Origin of the sequence: Chloroflexus islandicus, from assembly GCF_001650695.1 — a bacterium.
GTDB classification, from domain to species: Bacteria; Chloroflexota; Chloroflexia; order Chloroflexales; family Chloroflexaceae; genus Chloroflexus; species Chloroflexus islandicus.
The window spans coordinates 31,648-53,568 of the sequence record NZ_LWQS01000011.1 but is presented as its reverse complement, the minus strand read 5'-3'; the positions used below and the strand labels follow the sequence as shown (position 1 = coordinate 53,568).

Here is a 21,921-nt window from a genome sequence, read left to right as displayed (position 1 = left end):
ATGCTGAGCGACGATCTCTACCAACGCTTTGCCTCCCTTGTGCGCGAGCGAGCCGGTCTGTACTACCCGCCGCAGCGCCGGGCCGATCTGGCCTACGGCTTGCAACGCGCTGCCCAACAGCTCGGTGTGGTTGATCTGGGCCAATTGCTGGCGTTGATCGAACGCTCGCCTGCCGCATGGAACGAAGTGATCGCCGAACTCACGATTGGCGAAACCTACTTTTTTCGCAATGCCGCTCAGTTTGCCGCCTTGCGCGAGGTCATCCTGCCCGATCTGATCCAGCGGCGCAGTATGGTGCGGTATGTGCGGTTGTGGAGTGCCGGCTGTGCGACTGGTGAGGAACCGTATTCGTTGGCCATTACGCTCCGCGAGGCGTTGCCTGCCGATCCGCCGTGGCAGATCAGCATTTTAGCGACCGATATCAACTTCCGCTTTCTCGAACGCGCCCGCGAGGCGCTCTACGGCAATTGGTCGTTTCGCGAGACGCCTGATGGGGTGCGCGAGCGTTACTTTATTCCCGAAAGCGGGCGCTGGCGCTTGCGCGATGAGATTAAGCGCGATGTCGTCTTCGCTCACCTCAACCTCGTCGAGCCGAGCTACCCTTCGCCGCAGTTGGGCATCATTGCCTTTGATATCATCTTCTGCCGCAATGTGTTGATCTATTTCGACGAACCTACCACTCAACAGATCGTCCAGCGTCTGTACGATGCCCTGACTCCCGGCGGCTGGCTGGTCGTTGGCCATGCCGAACCGAATATCGAACTCTACCGCCAGTTTGAAACCCACAATGCACCCGGCGCCGTGCTCTATCGCAAACCGTTGCATGCGCCGCCATTTACGCCGGCTACCACTGTTGTGCCGCCAGTTGCATCCAAACCCGCTCCGCCACCCTTGCCGGCCCCGTCTCGCCCGGTGCTCCCGGCCACGAAACCAGCACCGGCGCCGCCACCGCCATCGTCTGATGAGTTGTTAAAGCAGGCTCGCGCCGCTGCCGATCGTGGTGATTGGCCCACTGCCCAAACCCACGTGCAAGCATTGCTGAAAGCGTATCCGCTCTTTGCCCCGGCCTACTACCTGCAAGCCCAAATCGCCGAACATCACGGCGCCCTCGACGAGGCGTTGGCCGATTATCGCCGGAGTGTCTACCTCGATCCGCACTTTGTGATGGGCTTGATTGGCATGGCCGGGATCTTCGCGCGGCAGAGCCAACCTGACCCGGCCCGCCGCGCGTTGCGACAGGCAGCGGCGATCCTCGATCAGCTTCCCGCTGATCATATCGTTGATCCGTTCCACGATGGCACTGCCGCTGAGGTGCGTTCGTATCTCAACCTCTTGTTGCAGCAAATCGGTGGATGAACGGCGTTTGTGGGCATACCCTCGTGTGACATCACTACCAAGCAAGAGCATAGCTGGCGTGATCAATCACACGCCGGCATTGACGCCATGCCAAACTGATGGTAGTTTGAATATATCCTGCTATTGTTACGTGCCTTGCTTACGGAGGGAGCATGCCCACTGTCACGATTGGCGACCGTACCATCACTGTCGAACCCGGCACTCGTTTAGTGTTAGCGATCGAGCAAGCCGGGATTGCGATTGGCCATCGCTGTGGCGGCTATGCCCGCTGCACGACCTGCCGGGTAGCGTTTGCCGCCGGTGAACCTGATGAGATGACCGCCGCCGAGTACGCCAAGCTCAGCGAGCGTGGTCTGCTTGGCCAATACCGGCTCTCGTGCCAGATCGTGTGCGACCGTGATATGGTCATTGCCGAAGTGCCGATGACCCTTGCGAGCCAAGGCTGGACTGATACCGGCCCGGCGCCGGAGCCAACCGTTACCCCTGATCCGGCGACCCACCCGCGGGCGACGTTAGCGCAGGGCTAAACCCGCCAGCGAGGGCAACCGGTGCGCGGTAGCGCCGGACGGCTGTCCGGCTCCGCACAGCCGCAAAGGGTTCAAACGCAAAGGCGCGGTAGCGCCGGACGGCTGTCCGGCTCCGCAAAGCCGCAAAGGGTTCAAACGCAAAATCGCCAAGGCCGCAGAGGGCGCAAAGAGGTTTAGGGTGAGTCTCACCCTCCGCATCCTCATGTGCCCTCGGCGGTAAACAATTCCCCCCTCCCCCAGCGGGGGAGGGGCAAGGGGTGGGGGCACCTGCGGGGCGTGGGGTGGGGACATCACTCCAAGGCGCAAAGCGAGCCAAGCCGCAGAGCAGTAAAACGCAAAGACGCCAAGAACGCGGAGGATGCAAAGATGTTGGAAATGTTGATCACCCTCCGCGTCCTCTGCGCCCTCGGCGGTAAACAGTTCCCCCCACCCCCGCCAGGGGTGGGGGCATCAGCCCGCGCAGCGGGCTTCGTAACCCTAGCCCGGCCCTTCAGGGCCGGGCGCCAGACAGATGGGCTGTCCGCCCTTAAATCCCAGCGGGTCGAAGGGCCGGGGGTGAGGGTGCCTTGCCACCGCCCCGACAGTGACGAAGCCTGCGGCGCAGGTGGCATAGCCGCGCAAAGCCGCAAAAAGCACACCAGCGTGATCGTTTTGCGCCTTTTGTGTCTCTTTGCGGCTATTTGGCGCAGTGCCGTCACCCCCTACCCCCGAAAGCTCCCCCAGCGGGGGAGGGGCAAGGGTGGGGGCATCAGCCCGCGCAGCGGGCTTCGTAACCCTAGCCCGGCCCTTTAGGGCCGGGCGCCAGACAGATGGGCTGTCCGCCCTAAACTCCCAGCGGGTCGCAGAGCCGGGGGGTGGGGTGCCTTGCCACCGCCCCGACAGTGACGAAGCCCGCTGCGCAGGTGGAACAGCCGCGAAAAGACGCATAACGCACAATAGCGTGATCGTTTTGCGCCTTTTGTGTCTCTTTGTGGCTATTTGGCGCAGTGCCGTCACCCCCTACCCCCGAAAGCTCCCCCAGCGGGGGAGGGGCAAGGGTGGGGGCATCAGCCCGCGCAGCGGGCTTCGTAACCCTAGCCCGGCCCTTTAGGGCCGGGCGCCAGACAGATGTGCTGTCCGCCCTTGAACCCTAGCGGGAGAGGCCGGGGGTGGGGCTACCTACCCTTCGTTGCTCAATCGCAACCCGGTTGCTGAAGATCAACGCACAAACTACGACATAGCCTTCGTTTCCCCCCTTGACAGCTTTCCTGCCTAACGCTACGATCAAGCCGTGAAAAACGGCACAAGTTTCATGCTAAACCAGTTGCACCGGCAATTGCATATCCTGAAGCATTGGGGTACGCACGTCGTAGCCATCGTCGTGGCGCTGGAATTGGGTGTGCTTAGCCCGCTTGGTTGCGTGCTGCACTGCCTGATCCAGCAATGGATGGCCGAGCGCGCCACACCCAATTTCTTCTTTTGCGATCTGCACCTTGATGGGATGATCACGGAAGATGCCGTGCATCTTGCCCGGGTGCATCCGCGCGCCATGTACGAGGCCCTGCCGCCGTTGGTCGTTGCCGCCGTGCTGGTTGTGCCGCTGATCCTGCTCTTGGCGTTACCTTGTCCTGCCCTTCTCCGCGTTTGCCCTCTCCCGCCGCCAACTCCGCCGCCGCGCGCTTGCTCCTTGGGCTAGTCATTCGGGCCATGCCAGTGAGAATCGTGAACGCTGCATCACCGATGCAGCGGTAGTGAGTCTACCTTGCTCAAGGAGGAAGTCATGAATCGCACCATCGCGTGGATGTTCACGCTCCTATTGATCGCACTTTTGACGGCATGTGGCGGCAGTAAACAGAATACGTCCAACCAGCCTGCTGCCGAACAATTGCCGGCGGCGCTGGCCGATACCTCGATCTCATCGAAGGGTGATCCCAAGCGCGGCAAAGAACTGTTTGGGCCGTGTGCCGCTTGCCACGCCACTTCCAAGGAAATGATGACCGGGCCGGGATTGGCTGGTCTGTTCAGCGTCAAGGGGCCAGTACTGCCGAACGGAGTTGATTACAACGGCATGTTGCCCAACGGCAAAGAGCGCAGTGAGGCGAATGTTGCCGAGTGGATTCGCACCGGCGGCACTGGTCGCATTGGGTATATGCCAACCCATAACCTGACCGATCAAGAGATGGCTGACCTGTTGGCGTACCTGCGCACGTTGAAGTAATCAAGCTCGTGCCGGCAGCGGAACAATGACCGCTGCCGGCGCCGTATGGCACAGGATACGCTATGCGCATCGTTTGCGTTAACTGGATTTGCTGTTTGCTCGGCTTGCTCAGCAGCATCGCTATCTTTCCGGCCGTTCGCGCCATTCCCGATCATCGCGTCCGTCACGGGCCGATCTTCCCGCAATCGTTCCACTTGCCAACAACGATCATCCGGAATGTGATCGCTGCGGTTGACCAGAACGATCCGCTCGAGTTGGCGGCTTTCGCCGCGCAGATGGAGAGTCCGGGATCACTCAACCTGCTGATCGCAGCGTGGCAGCATGCTCATCGCCCGGCTAGTTTCGTGTTGGGCCCGTACCGCCTGCCTGATTGGCCGGCGCCCGGCGCCCAACTTGCTATTCCGCTCCGCTTCGCTTGCCCCCACGGTGAAAGCAGGCTCGATGTGATCGTTACCTTTACGGTGTTGGGTTGGCAAGTTAGTGAAATTCGCCCGCCCGTCTAGCACGCGAACGGAATGACTCTTGCTCACAGCCGCCGGTAACGGCGGCTGTTGCTCTTCGGAGTATAATACGCGCTAACAACCATGACGTTGTCTAGTGAAAAGGAACTTCCATGACCGAGTTGCGCGACTTCCTCGAAATTCCCTATGAGCAACTGGAAGAGTTGAACCTGAGCGTGAAGCGCCAGCGTTTGGCTCGCGTCTCGCCGGATGTGATGCGCGAAGAGCGGATGCGCTACCTCACCGACGAGCGCCGGATCAAGGCAGTGACGGTCTGCTTTACCGACCTTGAAGGCCGCCTGCACATGCTCGATTACGACAAAAAGTTTCTCCTTGCTTCCGCCGATAACCTGACCTTCGACGGCTCGTCGGTGCGCGGCTTCTCGGTGCAGGCCGAGTCGGATCTGCGCCTTGCCATTGACTGGTCGGCCTTTTATTGGCTGCCGGCTGATGTCTTTGGCCCCGGCAAGGTGCTGGTCTTTGGCTATGTGTTGAACCAAGACGGTTCGCCCTATGAGGCCGATATGCGTGGCCGGCTGCACCGCTATGTGAACGAACTCTACCAGCGCGACGGCATTACCTGCAATGTTGCCACCGAGATCGAAGGGTTCCTTTTCAAAGGGCGCAATGCCGAGCAGCGCTTCCGCGAGACCGGTGAGTTTACCATGGTCAGCACCGGTGGTTACTATCACTCGCTGCCGGGTGATCCGCTCCGCCAATTTATCGATATGGCGGCGGAAGCGCAACGGGCCATGGGGTTTGAGAACGAGAAGGATCACCCCGAAGTCGCGCCCTCGCAGTTCGAGATGAACTATAGCTACACCGAGGCGACAATCGCCGCTGACCAGATTTTGCTCTACAAGCTGATCTGCCGCCAGATTGCCAGCAAGCTCGATATGACCGCGAGCTTCTTGCCCAAACCGGTCACCGGCGTGAACGGCAATGGCATGCATACCAACATCTCGCTGGCGCGGCAAGGGGTCAATCTCTTCTACGACGCCAACGGCCCCGAACGGTTGTCAGAGCTGGCGTGGAGCTTTATCGACCGCATTCTCAACAGTGGTCAAGACCTCTGCCTGATTTTGAATTCGAGCGTCAATGCGTATCGCCGGCTTGACCCGCACTTCGAGGCGCCTAATCAGATCAAGGCGTCGCCGACCGACCGCGGTTCGATGATCCGCATTCCGATTGGCAATGCCCGTTCGGCCCGCATCGAGGTGCGCTCGATCGCGCCTGATGCTAACCCCTATCTGGCTATCTACGCCTTGCTGCGCACTGGCCTCGAAGGGCCGCTGCCCACCACTGATGTGCGCAGTGGTACCGCGACTCTGCCCGATAACATCTACGACGCGATTGCCAACTTCCGCCAGAGCGCCTTCATGGCCCAGATTTTGGGTGAAGATGTCCACACCCGCTTTGCCGATCTCAAGGCGACGGTGGCCGACCGCTGCCCGCGCAAACTCGGTACCCTCATCAAGCGGGCCGAGGTGCAGTTCCACCACGAGGTGACCAACCAGTACTTGTGGAGCCGTTTCTAATGTTGGGCGGCGGCGTAGGGGCACAGCGTCGCTGTGCCCCTACGCTGCCTCTACGCCGCCCCTACGCCGCTATGTCGCCGAACAATAACTCGGTCGGCGTTTGCCACTCAGGCAGCACGATACTAGGAATGATGGCCTTGCCGCGGTAGACATGCTCGGCGCGGTAGTCGCTGCCTTCCAGCGTGAGTAATTCCACCACCCGATGGCCGGGGTCGGCGATCCAATACTCGCGCACCCCGGCAGCCGCATAGCGATCGCGCTTCTCGCGCCGGTCATAGCTGGCTGTACCCGGTGATACCACCTCCACAATGAGATCGGGCGGGCCAACGATCCGTTGGGCCGTAATCTGGGCCTTGCCGCCATGCAACATCACGACCACATCCGGCTGCACCACCGTCGTCGTGTCGAGTTCGACATCGATCGGCGCTGTGAATACTCTCCCGCGTCCGGCTACCTCTACCGCTAAGAACAGGTAATAGGCAAAACGTAATGAAGCAGCTTGATGTTGTGGGCTCGGCGCCGGCGCCATCCGTAGTACTCCATTGATGATCTCAAAACGGCCTGCTTCAGGTGGTAATTGCTCGTAATCGGCCACCGTCCACTGGCCGCTGGGTGGGGCCGGCACGTGGGGCGCCGGAGCGGCCACCGGCAAGATATCCGTTGTCATTGCGCCTCCGTGATGCCTTGGAAACCATGATGTATCAGCAGTATAGCACGCGAACGCCAGAGATCATGGTCGCTTGACCATCACCTCCGGCGTTCACGCTGGCGGCTCCTTATAGCGTCACGATCGCCGCTGCCAGTACGAAGCAATACCAGTAGGTATAGAGCATATACGAGACGTGATCGGCAGCGGTTGTCCGCAGCAGCAGCACTCGTCCGGCGATCACGAGACACAGTCCGGCCAAAAAGAGATCGAGCAAAAGAACGCCAGCGTTCAAGCCGGCGGGCAGAAACAGCGCAAAATGGGAAAGAAGGGCTAGCAGCACAAAAGCAACCGCCACAAACCACCGCGTAAAATTCACGCCGAAGACAATCGGCAGCGTGCGGCGCTGATTGAGCCGGTCTCCCTCAATATCGCGCAGGTCTTGCAGCGATGCGTTCGACAACAGGGTTATCGCCGGAACAAGAATCCACAGCCACGCTGCCGGCGTCAATGGCCGCACCATCTGCCATGCCGCCGCTAACTGCGCGATCGCGCCAAAGGTCATCGACAGGTTTTTCAGCCAGTAGTGGCGGGCAAATCCAGCCAGATTGTGCAAGGTGAGCGTCACCTGCCACAGCAGCGTCCATTCCAAGACGCCCAACTGCCAACCCACCAGTGTAAAGAGTGCCATCGACACGATCCAGCGCAGCCATGCGCCGTGCCGTGTCACGAAACCGCTGGGGAGGGGGCGATCCGGCTTGTTGTGCCGATCTTCCGCTTCACCAGCTAACTGGTTTGAAATACAAAACGTGAGGCAATAAAGCCCGAAGTAGATCGTTCCCCATCCGAGCAGGCCCGGCAGCGCGTCCCAATCAGGTTGGGCGCTATGCCATGCCGCGAGCGTAAATAGGAGACCGGGAATCACGGTGGCCGAAATGTCGTACCGGGTAAAGCGCCAGTAGAGGTGGGCTTCCGATAGGATGGCACTGAGCCAGTGGGGGAGGCGAACGGCAGGGAAGCTTGTCGGGATATGCATTGGGTGCTCCTGCTAGAACGCAATGCCGATCAACGATGGCGCACGGTCGTATTGTAGCTGGTTATTAACAAATTTTCAACTTCTCGCGATCCGAGAATCGTATAATGAGGTCTATGATCTTTTTTCAGGGCATCATTTCTAGCGAGGTTCCTTACTAGGTAGTGAGACGCTCAATTGCTGTTGTGTGCCCTCATTGGCACGAGGATTGCGTAACGCGGCATCGCGCAAAGATGATCAAACGTTGCTGGCGCAACCCGCCGCTCATGTGGTATCGTTAAGCGGTTGTACGAAGCTGTTGACAATTTTGTCATCAAACCAGCGGGCGCTATTCATTATCAGTTCACCTCGATCGGAGGATCTCTATGAGTGCTTCGCGCACCTTCCTCGATCTCTTGTACCGCCAGATTGTACGGGCCATCGCTTTGGGTACGCTCGTCCTCGCTCTGATCTCCTTTGGGTTGACGTCGGTAGTTTTTTTGGTAACGGCTAACCTCTTTACCGGCGTAACGATGGCGATCGCCTTTGCGACCAGTCTTGGTTGTGGCTTGACGCTGGTGCTCTTAGCAGACAAACGTCCGTTTTGGCAGGCAATCTTGCCGTTTGGCATAGCCATCATCGTCTGCGAAATCGCGATTGCCGTTTGGCTCCCCGAATTGCGTCTGGCGACTGCGCCATTCCTCGCGGTGGTGATCTTGCTGGCTGGTTTGAATGGCCAGCGCACGTTTACTATCGGCGCGATGGTGGCCTGTATTGTGGTAGTCATCGCGATTGTTGCGCTCGGGCCAGAATCTGAGACCTCTGTGATCCCTATCCACCTTCTGCGTTTCTTGCAAGCCAGTAGTCTGGCTGCTCTGCTCATTGCAGTGTGGGCGTTTCTTGACCAAGTTATGTCTGCCCAGATGCGAGCGTTGCAGCTCGCCGATCAGCGCACCCAAGAGGCCGAAAACGCCCGCCAGACTGCCGAAACGGCCCGGGTTGAGATCGAGCGACGCGCCGCCGAGCAGCAACGGCTGCTTGATCTCGTCGCTGAGCTGGAATTGCCGATCTTGCCGATTGATGATCATGTCTTGTTGGCCCCGCTCGTAGGCAATCTCGATAGCCGGCGCGCCGAGCAATTGCGGAGCCGGATTCTGGAAATGGTCGCCGCCAAGCGCGCCCATACCGTGATTATTGACATCACTGGCATTACGCTAATCGATACCGCGGTGGCGAGAGCCTTGATCGACACCGCCGCCGCCATTCGTCTCCTCGGTGCGCGCACGATTATTAGCGGCATTCGGCCCGCAGTTGCTCAAACGCTGGTGCATCTCAACGCCGGTTTAGATGAGATTGTCACCGCGCCGAACCCCGAAGCGGCCCTTGCCTTGGCCCGCCGTTCAGTTGCGGCTTGATGCGCGGAACGTCATAGTGCGTGCAACTGCACACTCTTTGCTATAATCTGAGCATCGCTTGATAGCAAGGAGATGCGCTCGATGCACGAGGAAGGGTTGCAGTTTGTCCCCGCGCCTGATGGCAGGCGGAGTTCAACGCATGCCAATCTCGCCATTTGCAGCGCCGCGCTGACCGGCATCGATCCCGCTGCTGTGACGGCGCTGCGCCAAGAAACCAACTGGCGTCGCCGGTATCCGCGCTATGTGCGCGCGCTGACGGAAGCTGCTGCGGCTGATCCGGCGCAGGCGCTTACAATGGCGACTGCCGGATTAACCGCTGCTTGGCAGCAAGTTGAATGGCTGCGCGACGGCACGGCTGCCCCCCTTGCCGAGGCGATGCGCTGGCCACAGCGCCATGCGGTGTATACTGCGGGGTTGCACGGTCGCGGCTCTCACCTGATCGAACCCTTCTCAATCCCGTATCGCGGCCAGCGTCTCTCCGGCGCGGCGCTGCATGCCCAGATTGCCCATTGGGAAGCGACCGGGATTATCGAACCCGGTTGCGCCCGCGCTTTGCTACGGGTGCTGGATCATCCGGAATGGCTCGACCTTTCCGATCGCACCCTCGTGCTCTTAGGCGCCGGTTCGGAAGCCGGGCCGCTGGCAACCCTTGCCCGCTGGCGCGCGAATCTGATTGCGGTTGATGTGCCCGATCCGGCGCGCTGGCAGCGAATCGCCGCAGTGGTGCGCGCCGGCAATGCGCGCTTGTTCGCGCCATCGTTGCAGCCAGTTGCGCCTGAAGCCGATCCCGATGAGTGGTTGCCGGTCGCCGGGGTTGATTTGCTCAGACACGCGCCCGAAATCGTGACGTGGCTGCTCTCCTTCGAGCGTCCGCTCGATATCGCCACGCTCGCCTATCTCGACGGCGAACGTCACCTGCGCGTCGCTTTGGCGATGGATGCGATCGTGGCGACCGTCAGCGCCGCTCGCCCCGATACGACCCTGATGACGATGGCAACCCCCACTGATATGTTCGCCGTGAATGAAGAGACGGCGCTGGCGGCGATGCGCAATGCGGCCAAAGCCTCCCCGCTCGGTGAGAGGACGGCGGCGATTGTGCGTACCCTCAGCGGCGGGAGGTTGCTGCAACCGCATGTGCGCGAGTTGATCGCCAGCGCCAATGGCAAGCGCTACGGGATCGTCGATTGCCTGTTCCTTGAGCAGGGGCCGAACTATGCCCTCGCCAAACGCTTGCAACAGTGGCGCGCCATTATTGCTCGCGCTGGCGGCCAGCGCGTCTCGATTAATGTGGCGCCGGCGACGATGACTCAGTCGGTGATCAAGAATCCAGCCCTCCGCGCTGGCTACAACGGGGCCAGCCTGTTCGGGGTCGAGATCTTTGCCCCTGAAACGACCGGCGCGCTGATGGCGGCGCTCTGGGTGCATGACCTGCGTTGCCGTGATTGCGCCGCCAATCCTGACGTTCCCCTCGATCATCCGCTTGAACTACTGACCGCCAACGCTAACCACGGCGGTCTCTGGCGCAATGGCTTTCTACCCCGCACGGCGCTGCCGCTGGCGGCGGTCATCGGGTTCTTGCGTCCACTGCCACGTGCGTAAAGGTGTCGTGAGGTGTCACTTTGGCAGGATAGGCTACTACAAATGAACAAAGATACCTTGACTTCTAGGTGAAATCATGGAAAATTGGCAAAGTTCCGCTCTTGCTCAATGGAAAACGATATGTGGAAGCTCATCGCTCACTTTGTCCATGTCAAGGCTTCCAATCCTGACCAGCAGCGCCGGGGCCAGCTTCTGGTGACGTTATCGGCCGGGGTGGTCGTGATTCTGCTCACGGCCGGCTTGTTGTTGACGATGCTCCAACCAACCATTGGACGCTTCATTAATCTTGGCCTCGCTACCCTCGTCTTTTCTACGGCTGCTTTCCTCGGTCGCCAAGGCTTTGTGAGTGCGGGTTCATACATTCTGATCATTGTCGCCGGGATTGGCTCGCTGAGTGGCCTGTTTTTTAATCCCGACTCCCCGTTCAATATCATCTACCTGCTTATTTGCGTCTTATTGTCGAGCATCTTGCTCAAACCAAATCAGATTTGGATCGTGTTAGCCGGTTGTCTCGCTGCGCTTGCCGTGGTTGTTGTAACCGTGCCTGTGGCTACGCGGTCAGCTATTCTGCTCGACTATGCGGCTGCGCATGTCTCCGTTTTACTCACGGTGACGGCATTGATCACGTTTATTGGCGCGCGTAGTTTAGCCGCTGCGCTCGCCGAGGCTCGTGAGCTGCGCCGGCAAGCCGAAGAAGCGAATCAGCGCTTGGTTCAGGTGAATGCAGGTTTGGAAGCGCGGATCGCTGAACGAACTGAAGCATTGCAACGCCTCGCCGATGAACAACGCGCCACGATGTCTCAGTTGGCAGAGTCGCTTCGCTCACAACAGGAGTTGAACCAACTGATTCTTGAACTCGATGTGCCGATTATTCCGGTGCGTGATGATACGCTGGTAGTGCCGTTAGTCGGCGGACTGGATAGCCATCGGGTGCAACGATTGTTTGAGAACGTCTTGCCAGCGATCGAGCGGGCCGGCGCCCGCCTGCTGGTGATCGATGTGACGGGGGTGGCGGTCATCGATACGTATGCGGCGGCGGCCTTGCTCCAAGTTGCCCAAGCCGCCCGGTTGATGGGAGTCACGACGACGCTAGCTGGGATTCGCCCCGAAGTTGCGCAAACATTGGTGAGCTTGGGGATCGATTTGTCTTCTATCCATACAGCCTCAACCTTGCAAGCGGCGCTTAGGTTGCAGCCGCAGATGCTTTCCGCTACGTAGTGCCGGGTTGCGCCGAGGCAGCGCATCGTATCTTGACGAATCTCTGGTTCAGTGGTACACTTGAATGCCGTGCCGGGGTAGCTCAGTGGTAGAGCAAACGGCTCATAATCGTTAGGTCGCGGGTTCGAATCCCGCCTCCGGCACCACTCGCCGGTGAGCCATGCTCACCGGCGTTTCCATTCACATCACGCTGTTGTTGCGCTCACGAAACGTCGTTTGGTGCAAGATTGTCACCCTATTCCCTGTTCTCTACTCCCTACTCCCTGCCAACGCCCTATGCTCAACCATCTGCGCCAGTTTCTGCTCGCCGAAGGAGTTGGTCAACCAACCGCCCGTCTGCTGGTTGCTGTTTCCGGCGGCGGTGATTCGCTGGCGCTGTTGCATCTGCTCGCCACCCTCCACACGACCGGCGGGCCGTTGCCAATCGTCGCCCATCTCGATCACGGGTTGCGTGGGGCCGAATCGGCGGCTGAGGCGGCGTTTGTGGCCGAAACGGCCGCGGCATGGGGGTTGCGCGCCATTGTCGAGACAGCTCATCTACCGCCGGGTACAACCCCGGCGGCGGCCCGCGCCGCCCGCTATGCCTTCCTTGCCCGCACTGCCCTTGCCGAGCAGGTCGATGCGGTGCTGGTTGCCCATCAGGCCGATGATCAGGCCGAAACGGTGTTGATGCACCTCCTGCGTGGGGCGGGGCCGGCCGGCTTGCGCGGCATGCGCCCGCGGGTCGAGTGGCCGGAATGGGCAGCGCCAGCTATCGCTGCGGGCCAAGCGCCGCCCCACGGCCCGCCGTTGCTCCGCCCCCTGCTTACGATCAGCCGGGCCGCGCTTGCAGCCTATTGCGCTGAACACAGCCTTGACCCACGTCACGATCCGACCAACGATGACCTCCGCTACATCCGCTCCCGGATTCGCCACCAGCTCTTGCCGCAACTGGCTGTCGAAAACCCGCACCTTACCGCTGCGCTTGGCCGCACCGCCCGCATCTGCGCCGAAGACTACGAGTTTATCCAGCAGGCGCTGGCGGCGCAGTGGCCGCTGCTCATCGCCGAACAGCGGCGCGATCGCATCGTATTCGACCGCGCTGCCTTGCGCGCGTTGCATCCCTCATTGCGCCGCTATGCCCTGCGCCGCGCGATCGCCGAACTCGGCGACGAAGAGCCAAGCCTTGCCCAAATTGATGCGGCTCTGTATCTGGTGGCCGGGCAGGCTGGCAGCCAGATGCGACTGACCCCGCAAGTGACGCTGGTCTGTGATCAGCAGACGGTAACGCTGCGCTTGCCTACCGCCGAACCGTTTTCTGTGCCGCAGATCGCTGAACCTGTGTCGCTGCCCGATCACGGTAGCGTGCCGTTGGCCAACGGCTGGCAGTGTATCGTGCAAGATCATCCTCCCGCTCACCCCGATCGCTGGTGGTTGGGGTTGGCCCGCCCTCCGGCTGGCCCGCTCGCCCTGCGCCCGCGCCGCGCCGGTGACCGCATGCGCCCCGCTGGCGCGCCCGGCAGCCGGCGCCTGCAAGATATCTTCGTCGATCTGCACGTGCCGCGTGCGTTGCGTGATGGTTGGCCGTTGCTGGTCGCCGCCGACGGCCAGATCCTCTGGCTGGCCGGGTTGCGAGTCGCTGCCGGGATTGCCGCAGGTGAGCCGAATCAGGCTACAATGTGGATCGGAATGGTTGCCCCCGCCACTCAACAGGAGTAAGTATGCGCCAAGACATTGACTACGTATTGATTACCGAGGAACAGATTAAGCAGCGCGTCGCCGAGCTTGCCGCCGAAATCACCGCCGCTTATCGCCCGCTCCATGACCTGCTCTTGGTTGGCGTGTTGAAGGGGTGTGCGATGTTTATGGTTGATCTCGCTCGCGCGATCGATCTGCCCTTAGCCATCGACTTTATCGCTGTTGCCAGCTATGGCGCCAGCACCGAATCCTCTGGCGTCGTGCGCCTGATCAAAGACCTTGACACCGATATTACTAATCGCCATGTGTTGATCGTCGAAGATATTATCGATAGCGGTCTGACCCTTGCCTACCTGCGCGGCCAATTGTTGCGCCGGAACCCGGCTAGCCTGCGCATCTGCACCTTGCTCAATAAACCCGAACGCCGCACCGCCGATGTGCCGGTTGATTACGTCGGTTTCAATATTCCCAATGCCTTTGTGGTTGGCTATGGCCTTGATTATGCCGAACGGTATCGCAATTTGCCGTTCATCGGCGTTCTGCGCCCCGAAGTGTACCTATCGTAAACCGCCGCAATATCCAAACTGTAGAGCCGCACGGCTGTGCGGCTCCTATCGTAAACCGCCGCAATTCGGCCGTGCGTCTCCTGATGACGGAACACGTTTGTTCACCAACCGGGCCGCGCATCCGTAGGCATGTGATCCAGATCACATTCTGACTGTGATCTGTTCCCTTGCCTCTGCCGATCGGCTGATGCTATAATTCCAATACGGATGGCATGCGTAACGCCATGTTGTCACGTGCAACCTAAAATTCCTCGTAGTCGGGGCATGCCCCTCTGCATCGGCTGATCCAGCATGGCATCAGAATCGGGTACTGAGGCAACCCCTCTAGAAAGATGACGTATGGGAGATAACCGTTGGTTGAAGAATAGCTTTGTCTACCTCATCATTCTGGTCGCTGCGCTGGCGCTCTTCTTCCAGTATTTAGGGCCGGGCGCGAGCCAGACTGAAGAAAAAGGCATTGCTGATGTGATTGCCGATGCTCAGGCCGGTCTGGTGCGCGAAATTCAAGCTCAAGCCGGCGATGAGCAGATTGTGGTGACGTATAACGATGGCAAGAAGTACCGCTCGCGCCTTGAGTCGGCTGACAGTGTGATGCGGTTGCTGGCCGATTACGGCGTGCCGCTGCGGAACGATCAGGGCCAGCGCACGATTAACGTTATTGTGCAGCCGGCGCCGGCGTGGGGCGGCTTATTGAGCATCTTTACCATTCTCTTGCCAACCCTGCTGTTGATCGGTTTCTTTGTCTTCTTTATGCGCCAAGCGCAGGGCAGCAATAATCAGGCGATGTCGTTCGGCAAGAGCCGGGCGCGGATGTTTGCCGGCGATAAGCCGACGATCACGTTCGCCGATGTTGCCGGCCAAGAAGAGGCGAAGCAAGATTTGGCCGAGGTGGTCGAGTTTCTCAAGTTCCCGGATAAGTTCGCCGCTCTCGGTGCGCGCATTCCGCGCGGCGTGCTGATGGTCGGCCCGCCCGGCACCGGTAAGACGTTGCTCTCGCGCGCAGTGGCTGGCGAGGCAGGGGTGCCCTTCTTTAGCATCTCTGGCTCGGAGTTTGTCGAGATGTTCGTCGGCGTTGGCGCTTCTCGCGTCCGTGACCTATTCGATCAGGCAAAGCGCAACGCTCCCTGCATCGTCTTCATTGACGAAATTGACGCCGTTGGCCGCCAGCGCGGCGCTGGCTTGGGCGGTTCGCACGATGAGCGTGAGCAGACGCTCAACCAAATTCTGGTTGAGATGGACGGCTTCGATACCAATACCAATGTGATCGTGATTGCCGCCACCAACCGGCCCGACGTGCTCGACCCAGCGTTGGTGCGCCCCGGCCGCTTCGACCGGCAGGTTGTGCTCGATGCGCCCGATGTGCGCGGCCGGATCGAGATTCTGAAGGTTCACGTCAAGGGTAAGCCGCTGGCCGAGGATGTCAACCTCGAAGTGATCGCTCGCCAGACCCCCGGCTTCTCTGGCGCTGATCTGATGAACGTGGTGAATGAGGCGGCGATTTTGGCTGCGCGCCGCTCGAAGCGCAAGATTAGCATGGCCGAATTCCAAGACGCGGTTGAGCGCGTTGCGATCGGTGGCCCTGAGCGCCGCTCGCGGGTGATGACCGACCGCCAGAAGCTGGTGGTGGCTTATCACGAGGCCGGTCATGCGATTGTCGGCGCGGCGATGCCGAAGGCCGATAAGGTGCAAAAGGTGACGATCATCCCGCGTGGGCAGGCTGGTGGCTATACCCTCTTCCTGCCCGATGAAGATAGCCTCAGCCTGCGCACCGTCTCGCAATTCAAGGCGCGGCTGGCCGTCTCGTTGGGTGGCCGGGTCGCCGAAGAGATCGTCTTCGGGAATGAAGAGGTGACGACCGGCGCTTCCGGCGATCTGGTGCAGGTGACCCGTATCGCTCGCGCGATGGTGACGCGCTACGGTATGAGCCAGCGCCTTGGCCCGATTGTCTTCGGCGAGAAGGAAGAGTTGATCTTCCTTGGCCGCGAGATCAGCGAGCAGCGCAATTACGGCGATGAGGTGGCCCGCCAGATTGACGAAGAGGTGCATGCAATCGTCAGCGAAGCCTACGAGACGGCGCAGCAGATCCTGCTCCAGAATCGGGCCGTGCTCGATGATATGGCCAATGCCCTGATCGAGTACGAGACGCTCGATGGCGAACAGCTCGAAGAGCTGATCCGGCGGGTGAAGCCGCTGGCGCTCGATCTGAGCAAGACCGGCGGCGCCACGCCAAACGGTCGCAGCGACGAGCGCTCGGCCCAGCCTGATGCGCCGCAGATGGGCTTGGGCGGCCCCAATCCGTTGCCGGCGTGATGCACCCTCTTATGTAAGAGCAGGGAATCGTAAGGGCGGGTTTCAAACCCGCCCTTACTGCTCTCTCTAGGACTAACCATCTCATCCCGCCTCAGTCAGATACCAGCGACCATCCACCCGGATGACCGGCAAGCCGCTTTCTTCTCGCCCGATGAGCCGCAATAAGGCGCCGCTGCGCTCAAGCAGCAGGTTCCCCTCGTTATCACGCCAACGCACCGTCATAACGGCATTCACGATCTCTACCAGTGCGGTTCGCTCATCAGCACGCAGCACCCGTGTGCGATCATAGCTGATCGTTACCTCGGCCCGGCTGCCGCGCGCCGGACGGGTGTTCGCACTGGCAAACCCATCCAGCATCTCGCGCATCGCCTGCCGTTGATCGGCGCGCTCACCGGGAGCAAAATAACTGGCGAGCCGGTTGGCCCACATCTGTCGCGTCGCTGTCTCGTTGAGTGCGGGGTCAGCCAGTGCAGCATTAATATCTTCAAGAAAACTTTCAACCACTGCTTCGGGGGTCACGCCGCCTAGCCCAACATTCTCCTCGAGCGCCGCCGCACCGCAACCGCCGAGCAATAGCCCAAGCGCTAGCCAGAGCACCATTGCCATGCCGGCTGTCTTGCGCCAAAGGTTGCTCTGTTTCATCCGATTGAACCCCATTACCGCTGCGCGCCGGTGCGTTCAGCTTATGGCTGCGCTTCGTCACGAAAACTTCGCGGTGGCGGCGGCAATTCCGCGCGCGCAATCACATTGCCGCTGGCAAAGTAGATCACTGGCCGCGCGCCGCTCGTGTCTACGCTCAACGCGGTGAGTTGGCTCAGGTTAATCTCACCCTCAGCCCGCACGCGGAGTTGTTGGATCAGCGCTCCAGTACGTTTATCAAGCTGTAAAATACGCTCGTTGGCCGGTTCCAGCATAAAGATAAAGCCAGCATCGGGTGGGCCAGTGATCACAAAGCGGGTCACTTCCGCGATGGGTGGTGAGACGTTGGCTGGCACAATCTGGCCAACTAGTTGCCCGAAACTAAAGACCAATACTGTCCCATTGGTTTGCAACAGATAAATACTGCCATCCACGGCCATATCAATCGCTGATAACACGGCAGCATCGCGGGTGACGCCGGGATTGAGCCAAAATTCCGGGGTGTCGCCGTAACGGCCGGAAGCAAACTTCAACACCTCACCTGCTTGCGCCCCCCATACATAGAGGTTGCCGGCGTACTCTTCCACATCTAGCCGCTCTGGGGTCGGCCAGATTTCCGAACTCCCCAACTTCGAGTAGTTCCACGTGTCATTTTGGCGGAAATAGTAGCCGAACCCGTTTGGCGCTTGATCGATCGCCACCACTTGATCGATCCGCCAGAGCGCCGCCCGCAGCGACCCGACAATTGCGGCGCCAACCGGTTGGCCGGGTTCGAGATACGGTTCTGGCGTGCCGCCATCGCGGGGAATCCGGTACAAGCGCGCCGCATCGCGATCGCTATCGAGCGCGTAGAGGTAGCGCACAACTTCGAGCCGGTTGGGATCAGTCACGCCACTGAGCGCTGGCGGTACAATCACCGTGGTAAACACACCGTTCGGTAACGGGTGTCGCGCTAACACAACCGGTTCAAGGAACGACACTCGATCCACGGCGGCCAGCAATCGTTCATACTCGCGTTCAAGTTCGCTAAAGCGCAGCCATAACCCCGGATTAGTGACCGTTATCTCAGAGCTCGCGCGGGCCGCTTCGATCGCCTGTTGGGCTATTTGCAATGCCTCACGCGCTGCGGCTTCATCGGGTGCAGTGCGCACTGCCGCCACTCGTTCTTCCGCGGCTACCAGATATTCAGTGGCTAATTGCAGATTATTGCGTTGCGACAGATTCATTCCGTAGAGCACGGCCCCAGCCACCACTAACACCGTTATCAGCAACAATTGCCATGGGAAGGGCGGTGCTGTGCGCCGGTAAGTGAGACCTCGTCCACGGGGAATGTAACTGCTGACCGTGAGCGATTTCCGGCGTAGTTGGCGTTCGCGCCGCCATTCGCGCACCATGTCGCTGAGCGTAAACCATGGCCATGCCAATCGCTCGCGCCATGTCATGGCCGATGGCGGGCGCAAGGGATGGCGTAAGCCATACGGGCGGGCATCAGTGAAGGTATCACCAAGATCGATCGGCGGCGGTGGCGGGTCTTCGCCGAGCATGCTTGAGGGTGGCAAGGGTGCTGCCCGTTGGGCAATCCGTTCAGCGAGCGGCTCGCCAAGATCAATTGGGGCCGGACGTGGCAACGGGTTGGGTGAAAAAGTAGGTTGTGGCGGTGGCGCTGCCAGCGGATCAGGCTCCGGTGCAGGTTGGCGGACTGGCAGAGCGGGCGCATGCCGGAACCAGCTCATTGACCGGCGTGCGGGCGCTGGTGGTGGGGCAACCGGTTGCGGCTGTGGCGTCTGGACGGTTAACGCGAGAAGTTCAATCGCCGCCAGTTCGCTGGCCCGCTCGTAAGCAGCGTCTAGGATTGCCGCTGGGTCGCCACTGGCTAATAAGGCTGCCATCGTTGGCGGGTCAAACCGGTTTACTAACGCACTGCTGCTCAATAACAGCGCGTCTCCCGCTTGCACCACGGCCCGGAAGAACTCCGGTTCGACAAACAAGCTGGCGCCGAGCGCGCCGGTCAGCGCCACGTGCGCTACATTCACTTGGGCCGGATCCCAACTCGGATGGGTTGGAATAGCGCGCAATTTGTTGCCGGTGCGCAAGAAGAGCTGGGCCGGCTGCACTTGGGCAATAAAGAGATCGTTGCCTAACAACGCCGCCGCTGTCACGCCTACGGTGATCCGGCGGTCTGGCGCAGCGCGCATATTGTCTTGATACAACGCCTTATTGGCGGCGACAATCGCCAGTCGCAGCGCCGATGCGGCGCTGGTGGCGTCGCTTTCGTAGAAGGTCTGGCGGATGGCCTTGGTGACAATCCGGCAGGCATGTTCGGCGCGTTCGGCTGGCCCCACCGGTTCGCACAACACCAACAATTGCCCGCGGGTGATTGCCACGGGCTGGTGCGGCGCGGGAGTGACGACCAGTGTCCGCGCGCTATTATGGAGGATCGTGCCGGCCACCGCGACGCGCTGGCCTGTTTGTAGCTCAAGCGGTTGCATACCATGGCGATTATACCAGAAGATACGCCACCGCTGCCGGTTTTTCTCATACTATGGGTTAGCGTGCCGCCAGCATGCGCCGTTTCAACGCATAATCGATTCCTTCTTGCAGCGTGGCTTTGGTGATCACCTCGCGCAATTCGGCGCCGATATGCACCAAGGTCTGGGCGATTTCCGGGCTAATGCCGGTCAAGATGACTTGCGCTCCCAGCATACGTGCTGCCTGCGCTGCTCGCATCAACGCGCCGGCGACTTGGGTGTCAACCACTTTCACGCCGGTAATATCAATAATCGCGACATAGGCGTGATGTTCGGCCACCCCATAGAGCAGCGTCTCCATGATCTGTTGGGCGCGCGCGCTGTCGATGGCGCCGATCAGCGGCATAGCCACCACGCCAGCGGCAATCGGCATCAGTGGTGTGCTCAGTTCACGCAATGCCGCCTGCTGGGCCGCGATCACCTGCTCTTGCATCGCTTCCCGCTCGCGTTCAATCCGGCGCTGTTCGGTCACATTGCGCGCCAGCACCAGCACATCATCGTTGCTCGCAACCATGCGCGCTTCATATTCTTCAAGCTGATCGCCCAATTGGATGTGATAACTGTACGATTGCATCTCGCCGGTGCGGCGCAGTTGCTCGATATGGTAGAGCACCTGTTCGGCCAGTTCTGGCGGTAACACCTCGCTGACGCGCCGGCCCAAGAACACTTCTGGCGGCACGATGAGGGTGCCGCTGCGATCAGCTTTGTAATCGAGAAAGACGCCATCGGCGCTGAGCAAGAACATCAAATCGGGCATCGCCTCAAGCAAAGCCCGATTGCGCCGCTCGCTGGCGCGTAGCTCTTCTTCAGCGGCTAATTGCTCGGTAATGTCGCGATTAATCGAAGCGTAGCCGGTCAGATTGCCGTGGCGATCGTGCAAGGCCAATGCGGAAGCTTGCGCGGTCACTAATCCTCCGTCGCTGCGCACGTAGCGCACCGTTTCGCGCGCTGCTGACCCTTGCTCGACCTGCTCGACGATCCCGGCCAGAATGCTCAGATCGTCCGGGTACAATAGTTCGCCGACAGTGCGCCCGACGAGCGTTTCGTGCCCGAGCATGCTGCACAATGCCGGATTGGCATACGTAATAACCGTGTTCGTATCAGCAATCGCAATCCCGTCCGGCGCACTCTCAACCAAGAGTTTAAAGGTGCGCAGCTCCTCTTCTTGGCGCTTGAGTTCGGTAATATCTTCGTAAAAGCCGATCATCCCGATCACGTCGCCATCGCGTCGTAACGGCATTTTGCCGGTGCGCAGCCAGATCACCGAGCCGTCGCTCCGCCGCAGCGGTTCCTCGATGTTCAACTTGGGGCCGTGCTCCATCACCAACTGATCGTCAGCTCGATACTCGGCTGCCCGATCGCGCCATGGCATCTCAAAATCGGTGCGCCCGATCAGCTCTTCGACCGTCTGCAACCCGCCATCATCGAGAAAGCGCCGGTTGCAGCCGAGAAACCGGCCCTCGCGGTCTTTCCAAAACACCGCCTGCGGGAGGTTGTCGATGACCAGTTGGAGCATTGCCCGGCTCTCCGCTATCGACCGGCGGGCCTCTTGCAATTCGCCGATGTCGAACGAAATCGACGTGGCGCCGCAGACCTGCCCTTGCTCATCGTAGTGCAAGGTGATGGCCCATTGTTTGAAAAACACCCGGCCATCACGGTGCAAAATGCGGTTTTCGATGGTGGCGGTGCGTTGCCCGCGTTGCGCCCATTCAACAAAGGATTGCTGCGCTCGTTCGCGATCATCGGGGTGGATAAAATCGAGCGATTGCCGGCCAATTATCTCTTCGGGCGGGTAGCCAAAATAAAAAGCCGCCGCCGGATTGACATACGTAAACATTCCTTGCGCGTCTACTTCGGTGATGAGCTGGTCGGTCGTCTCGACGATGCGTTGAAAACGCGCGAGCTGCGCCACCCGCTCGCGTAAATGCTCGTTTTCAGCCTGCAACGTGGTAAGATCGATTGACGCCATGACGACACTCCTGTCAGGTGGGGGTTGGGCGGCGGAGAGCAAATGGACGCGACGTGGCGGGGAAAGAAGCAGCAAAGAATGACCGGCAAGCATGGCCGAAGATATAGCTAAGTATAGCAGAGGGTATACTGTACGTCAAAAGTATGATGGGTTCGAGCGCTTGCGGTAGCGCTGCTTATGGCTGCCTCCGCTAGTCATTATGCAGTCCCGCTCTCGCCTGCCAT

Annotated in this window: 17 protein-coding genes and 1 tRNA gene; 13 read left to right on the top strand and 5 right to left on the bottom strand. The window is 60.2% G+C overall.

What is annotated here, in order from left to right:
• From A6A03_RS00255 to A6A03_RS00225, 6 genes are all read left to right on the top strand, one after another.
• Nucleotides 1-1,356: a CheR family methyltransferase gene (locus A6A03_RS00255; RefSeq protein WP_066782427.1), complete on the top strand. Its 1,356-nt coding sequence runs from the start codon at nucleotides 1-3 to the stop codon at nucleotides 1,354-1,356.
• 152 nt (nucleotides 1,357-1,508) lie between these two features.
• Nucleotides 1,509-1,883 carry a 2Fe-2S iron-sulfur cluster-binding protein gene (locus A6A03_RS00250; protein WP_066782424.1) on the top strand — a complete coding sequence of 125 codons (375 nt, stop codon included), beginning with the start codon at nucleotides 1,509-1,511 and terminating at the stop codon, nucleotides 1,881-1,883.
• Between the two features lie 1,291 nt (nucleotides 1,884-3,174).
• A complete protein-coding gene (locus A6A03_RS00240; protein WP_066782420.1) occupies nucleotides 3,175-3,558 on the top strand; it encodes a hypothetical protein in 384 nt (127 codons plus the stop codon).
• A gap of 84 nt (nucleotides 3,559-3,642) precedes the next feature.
• On the top strand, nucleotides 3,643-4,080 hold the full coding sequence (locus tag A6A03_RS00235) for a c-type cytochrome (protein WP_066782418.1): 438 nt from the start codon (nucleotides 3,643-3,645) through the stop codon (nucleotides 4,078-4,080).
• A gap of 62 nt (nucleotides 4,081-4,142) precedes the next feature.
• Entirely contained in the window at nucleotides 4,143-4,583 is a 441-nt protein-coding gene (locus A6A03_RS00230; RefSeq protein ID WP_066782416.1) for a hypothetical protein, read from the top strand.
• A 110-nt stretch (nucleotides 4,584-4,693) separates the two neighbouring features.
• On the top strand, nucleotides 4,694-6,118 hold the full coding sequence (locus A6A03_RS00225) for a glutamine synthetase family protein (protein ID WP_066782414.1): 1,425 nt from the start codon (nucleotides 4,694-4,696) through the stop codon (nucleotides 6,116-6,118).
• 61 nt (nucleotides 6,119-6,179) lie between these two features.
• Here the strand turns inward: A6A03_RS00225 and A6A03_RS00220 are convergent, their stop codons facing one another.
• Both A6A03_RS00220 and A6A03_RS00215 read right to left on the bottom strand, forming a co-directional pair.
• The gene (locus tag A6A03_RS00220; protein ID WP_066782409.1) at nucleotides 6,180-6,785 is read right to left on the bottom strand and encodes a Uma2 family endonuclease; all 606 of its coding nucleotides are present in this window, start codon (nucleotides 6,783-6,785) and stop codon (nucleotides 6,180-6,182) included.
• 109 nt (nucleotides 6,786-6,894) lie between these two features.
• Nucleotides 6,895-7,800 (bottom strand): UbiA family prenyltransferase, encoded by a 906-nt coding sequence (locus tag A6A03_RS00215; RefSeq protein WP_066782407.1) that lies wholly within the window; start codon nucleotides 7,798-7,800, stop codon nucleotides 6,895-6,897.
• 362 nt (nucleotides 7,801-8,162) lie between these two features.
• Between A6A03_RS00215 and A6A03_RS00210 the strand changes: the two genes are divergently transcribed.
• The 7 genes from A6A03_RS00210 to ftsH all read left to right on the top strand — a co-directional run bounded on the left by A6A03_RS00210 (nucleotide 8,163) and on the right by ftsH (nucleotide 16,561).
• Nucleotides 8,163-9,191, top strand: a complete 1,029-nt coding sequence (locus A6A03_RS00210; RefSeq protein WP_066782405.1) for an STAS domain-containing protein — start codon at nucleotides 8,163-8,165, stop codon at nucleotides 9,189-9,191.
• An 81-nt stretch (nucleotides 9,192-9,272) separates the two neighbouring features.
• Nucleotides 9,273-10,790, top strand: coding sequence for a hypothetical protein (locus A6A03_RS00205; protein WP_156525224.1), 1,518 nt, complete (start codon nucleotides 9,273-9,275; stop codon nucleotides 10,788-10,790).
• A gap of 120 nt (nucleotides 10,791-10,910) precedes the next feature.
• A complete protein-coding gene (locus tag A6A03_RS00200; RefSeq protein ID WP_066782400.1) occupies nucleotides 10,911-12,008 on the top strand; it encodes an STAS domain-containing protein in 1,098 nt (365 codons plus the stop codon).
• Between the two features lie 71 nt (nucleotides 12,009-12,079).
• Nucleotides 12,080-12,154: transfer RNA gene (locus tag A6A03_RS00195), tRNA-Met, on the top strand.
• Nucleotides 12,155-12,284: 130 nt separating this feature from the next.
• Nucleotides 12,285-13,706 (top strand): tRNA lysidine(34) synthetase TilS, encoded by a 1,422-nt coding sequence (gene tilS / locus A6A03_RS00190; RefSeq protein WP_066782398.1) that lies wholly within the window; start codon nucleotides 12,285-12,287, stop codon nucleotides 13,704-13,706.
• Between the two features lie 2 nt (nucleotides 13,707-13,708).
• Nucleotides 13,709-14,251: a hypoxanthine phosphoribosyltransferase gene (gene hpt, locus A6A03_RS00185; RefSeq protein ID WP_066782396.1), complete on the top strand. Its 543-nt coding sequence runs from the start codon at nucleotides 13,709-13,711 to the stop codon at nucleotides 14,249-14,251.
• A 339-nt stretch (nucleotides 14,252-14,590) separates the two neighbouring features.
• Nucleotides 14,591-16,561, top strand: coding sequence for an ATP-dependent zinc metalloprotease FtsH (gene ftsH / locus A6A03_RS00180; RefSeq protein ID WP_066782394.1), 1,971 nt, complete (start codon nucleotides 14,591-14,593; stop codon nucleotides 16,559-16,561).
• 81 nt (nucleotides 16,562-16,642) lie between these two features.
• Here the strand turns inward: ftsH and A6A03_RS00175 are convergent, their stop codons facing one another.
• From A6A03_RS00175 to A6A03_RS00165, 3 genes are read right to left on the bottom strand one after another with little or no spacing between them, the layout of a single operon-like run.
• Nucleotides 16,643-17,203: a hypothetical protein gene (locus A6A03_RS00175; protein WP_245668738.1), complete on the bottom strand. Its 561-nt coding sequence runs from the start codon at nucleotides 17,201-17,203 to the stop codon at nucleotides 16,643-16,645.
• Nucleotides 17,204-17,244: 41 nt separating this feature from the next.
• Nucleotides 17,245-19,689 carry a hypothetical protein gene (locus tag A6A03_RS00170; RefSeq protein ID WP_066782391.1) on the bottom strand — a complete coding sequence of 815 codons (2,445 nt, stop codon included), beginning with the start codon at nucleotides 19,687-19,689 and terminating at the stop codon, nucleotides 17,245-17,247.
• Between the two features lie 58 nt (nucleotides 19,690-19,747).
• Complete coding sequence (locus A6A03_RS00165) at nucleotides 19,748-21,697, bottom strand: PAS domain S-box protein (protein ID WP_082908877.1); 1,950 nt, start codon at nucleotides 21,695-21,697, stop codon at nucleotides 19,748-19,750.
• Nucleotides 21,698-21,921: the final 224 nt, after the last annotated feature.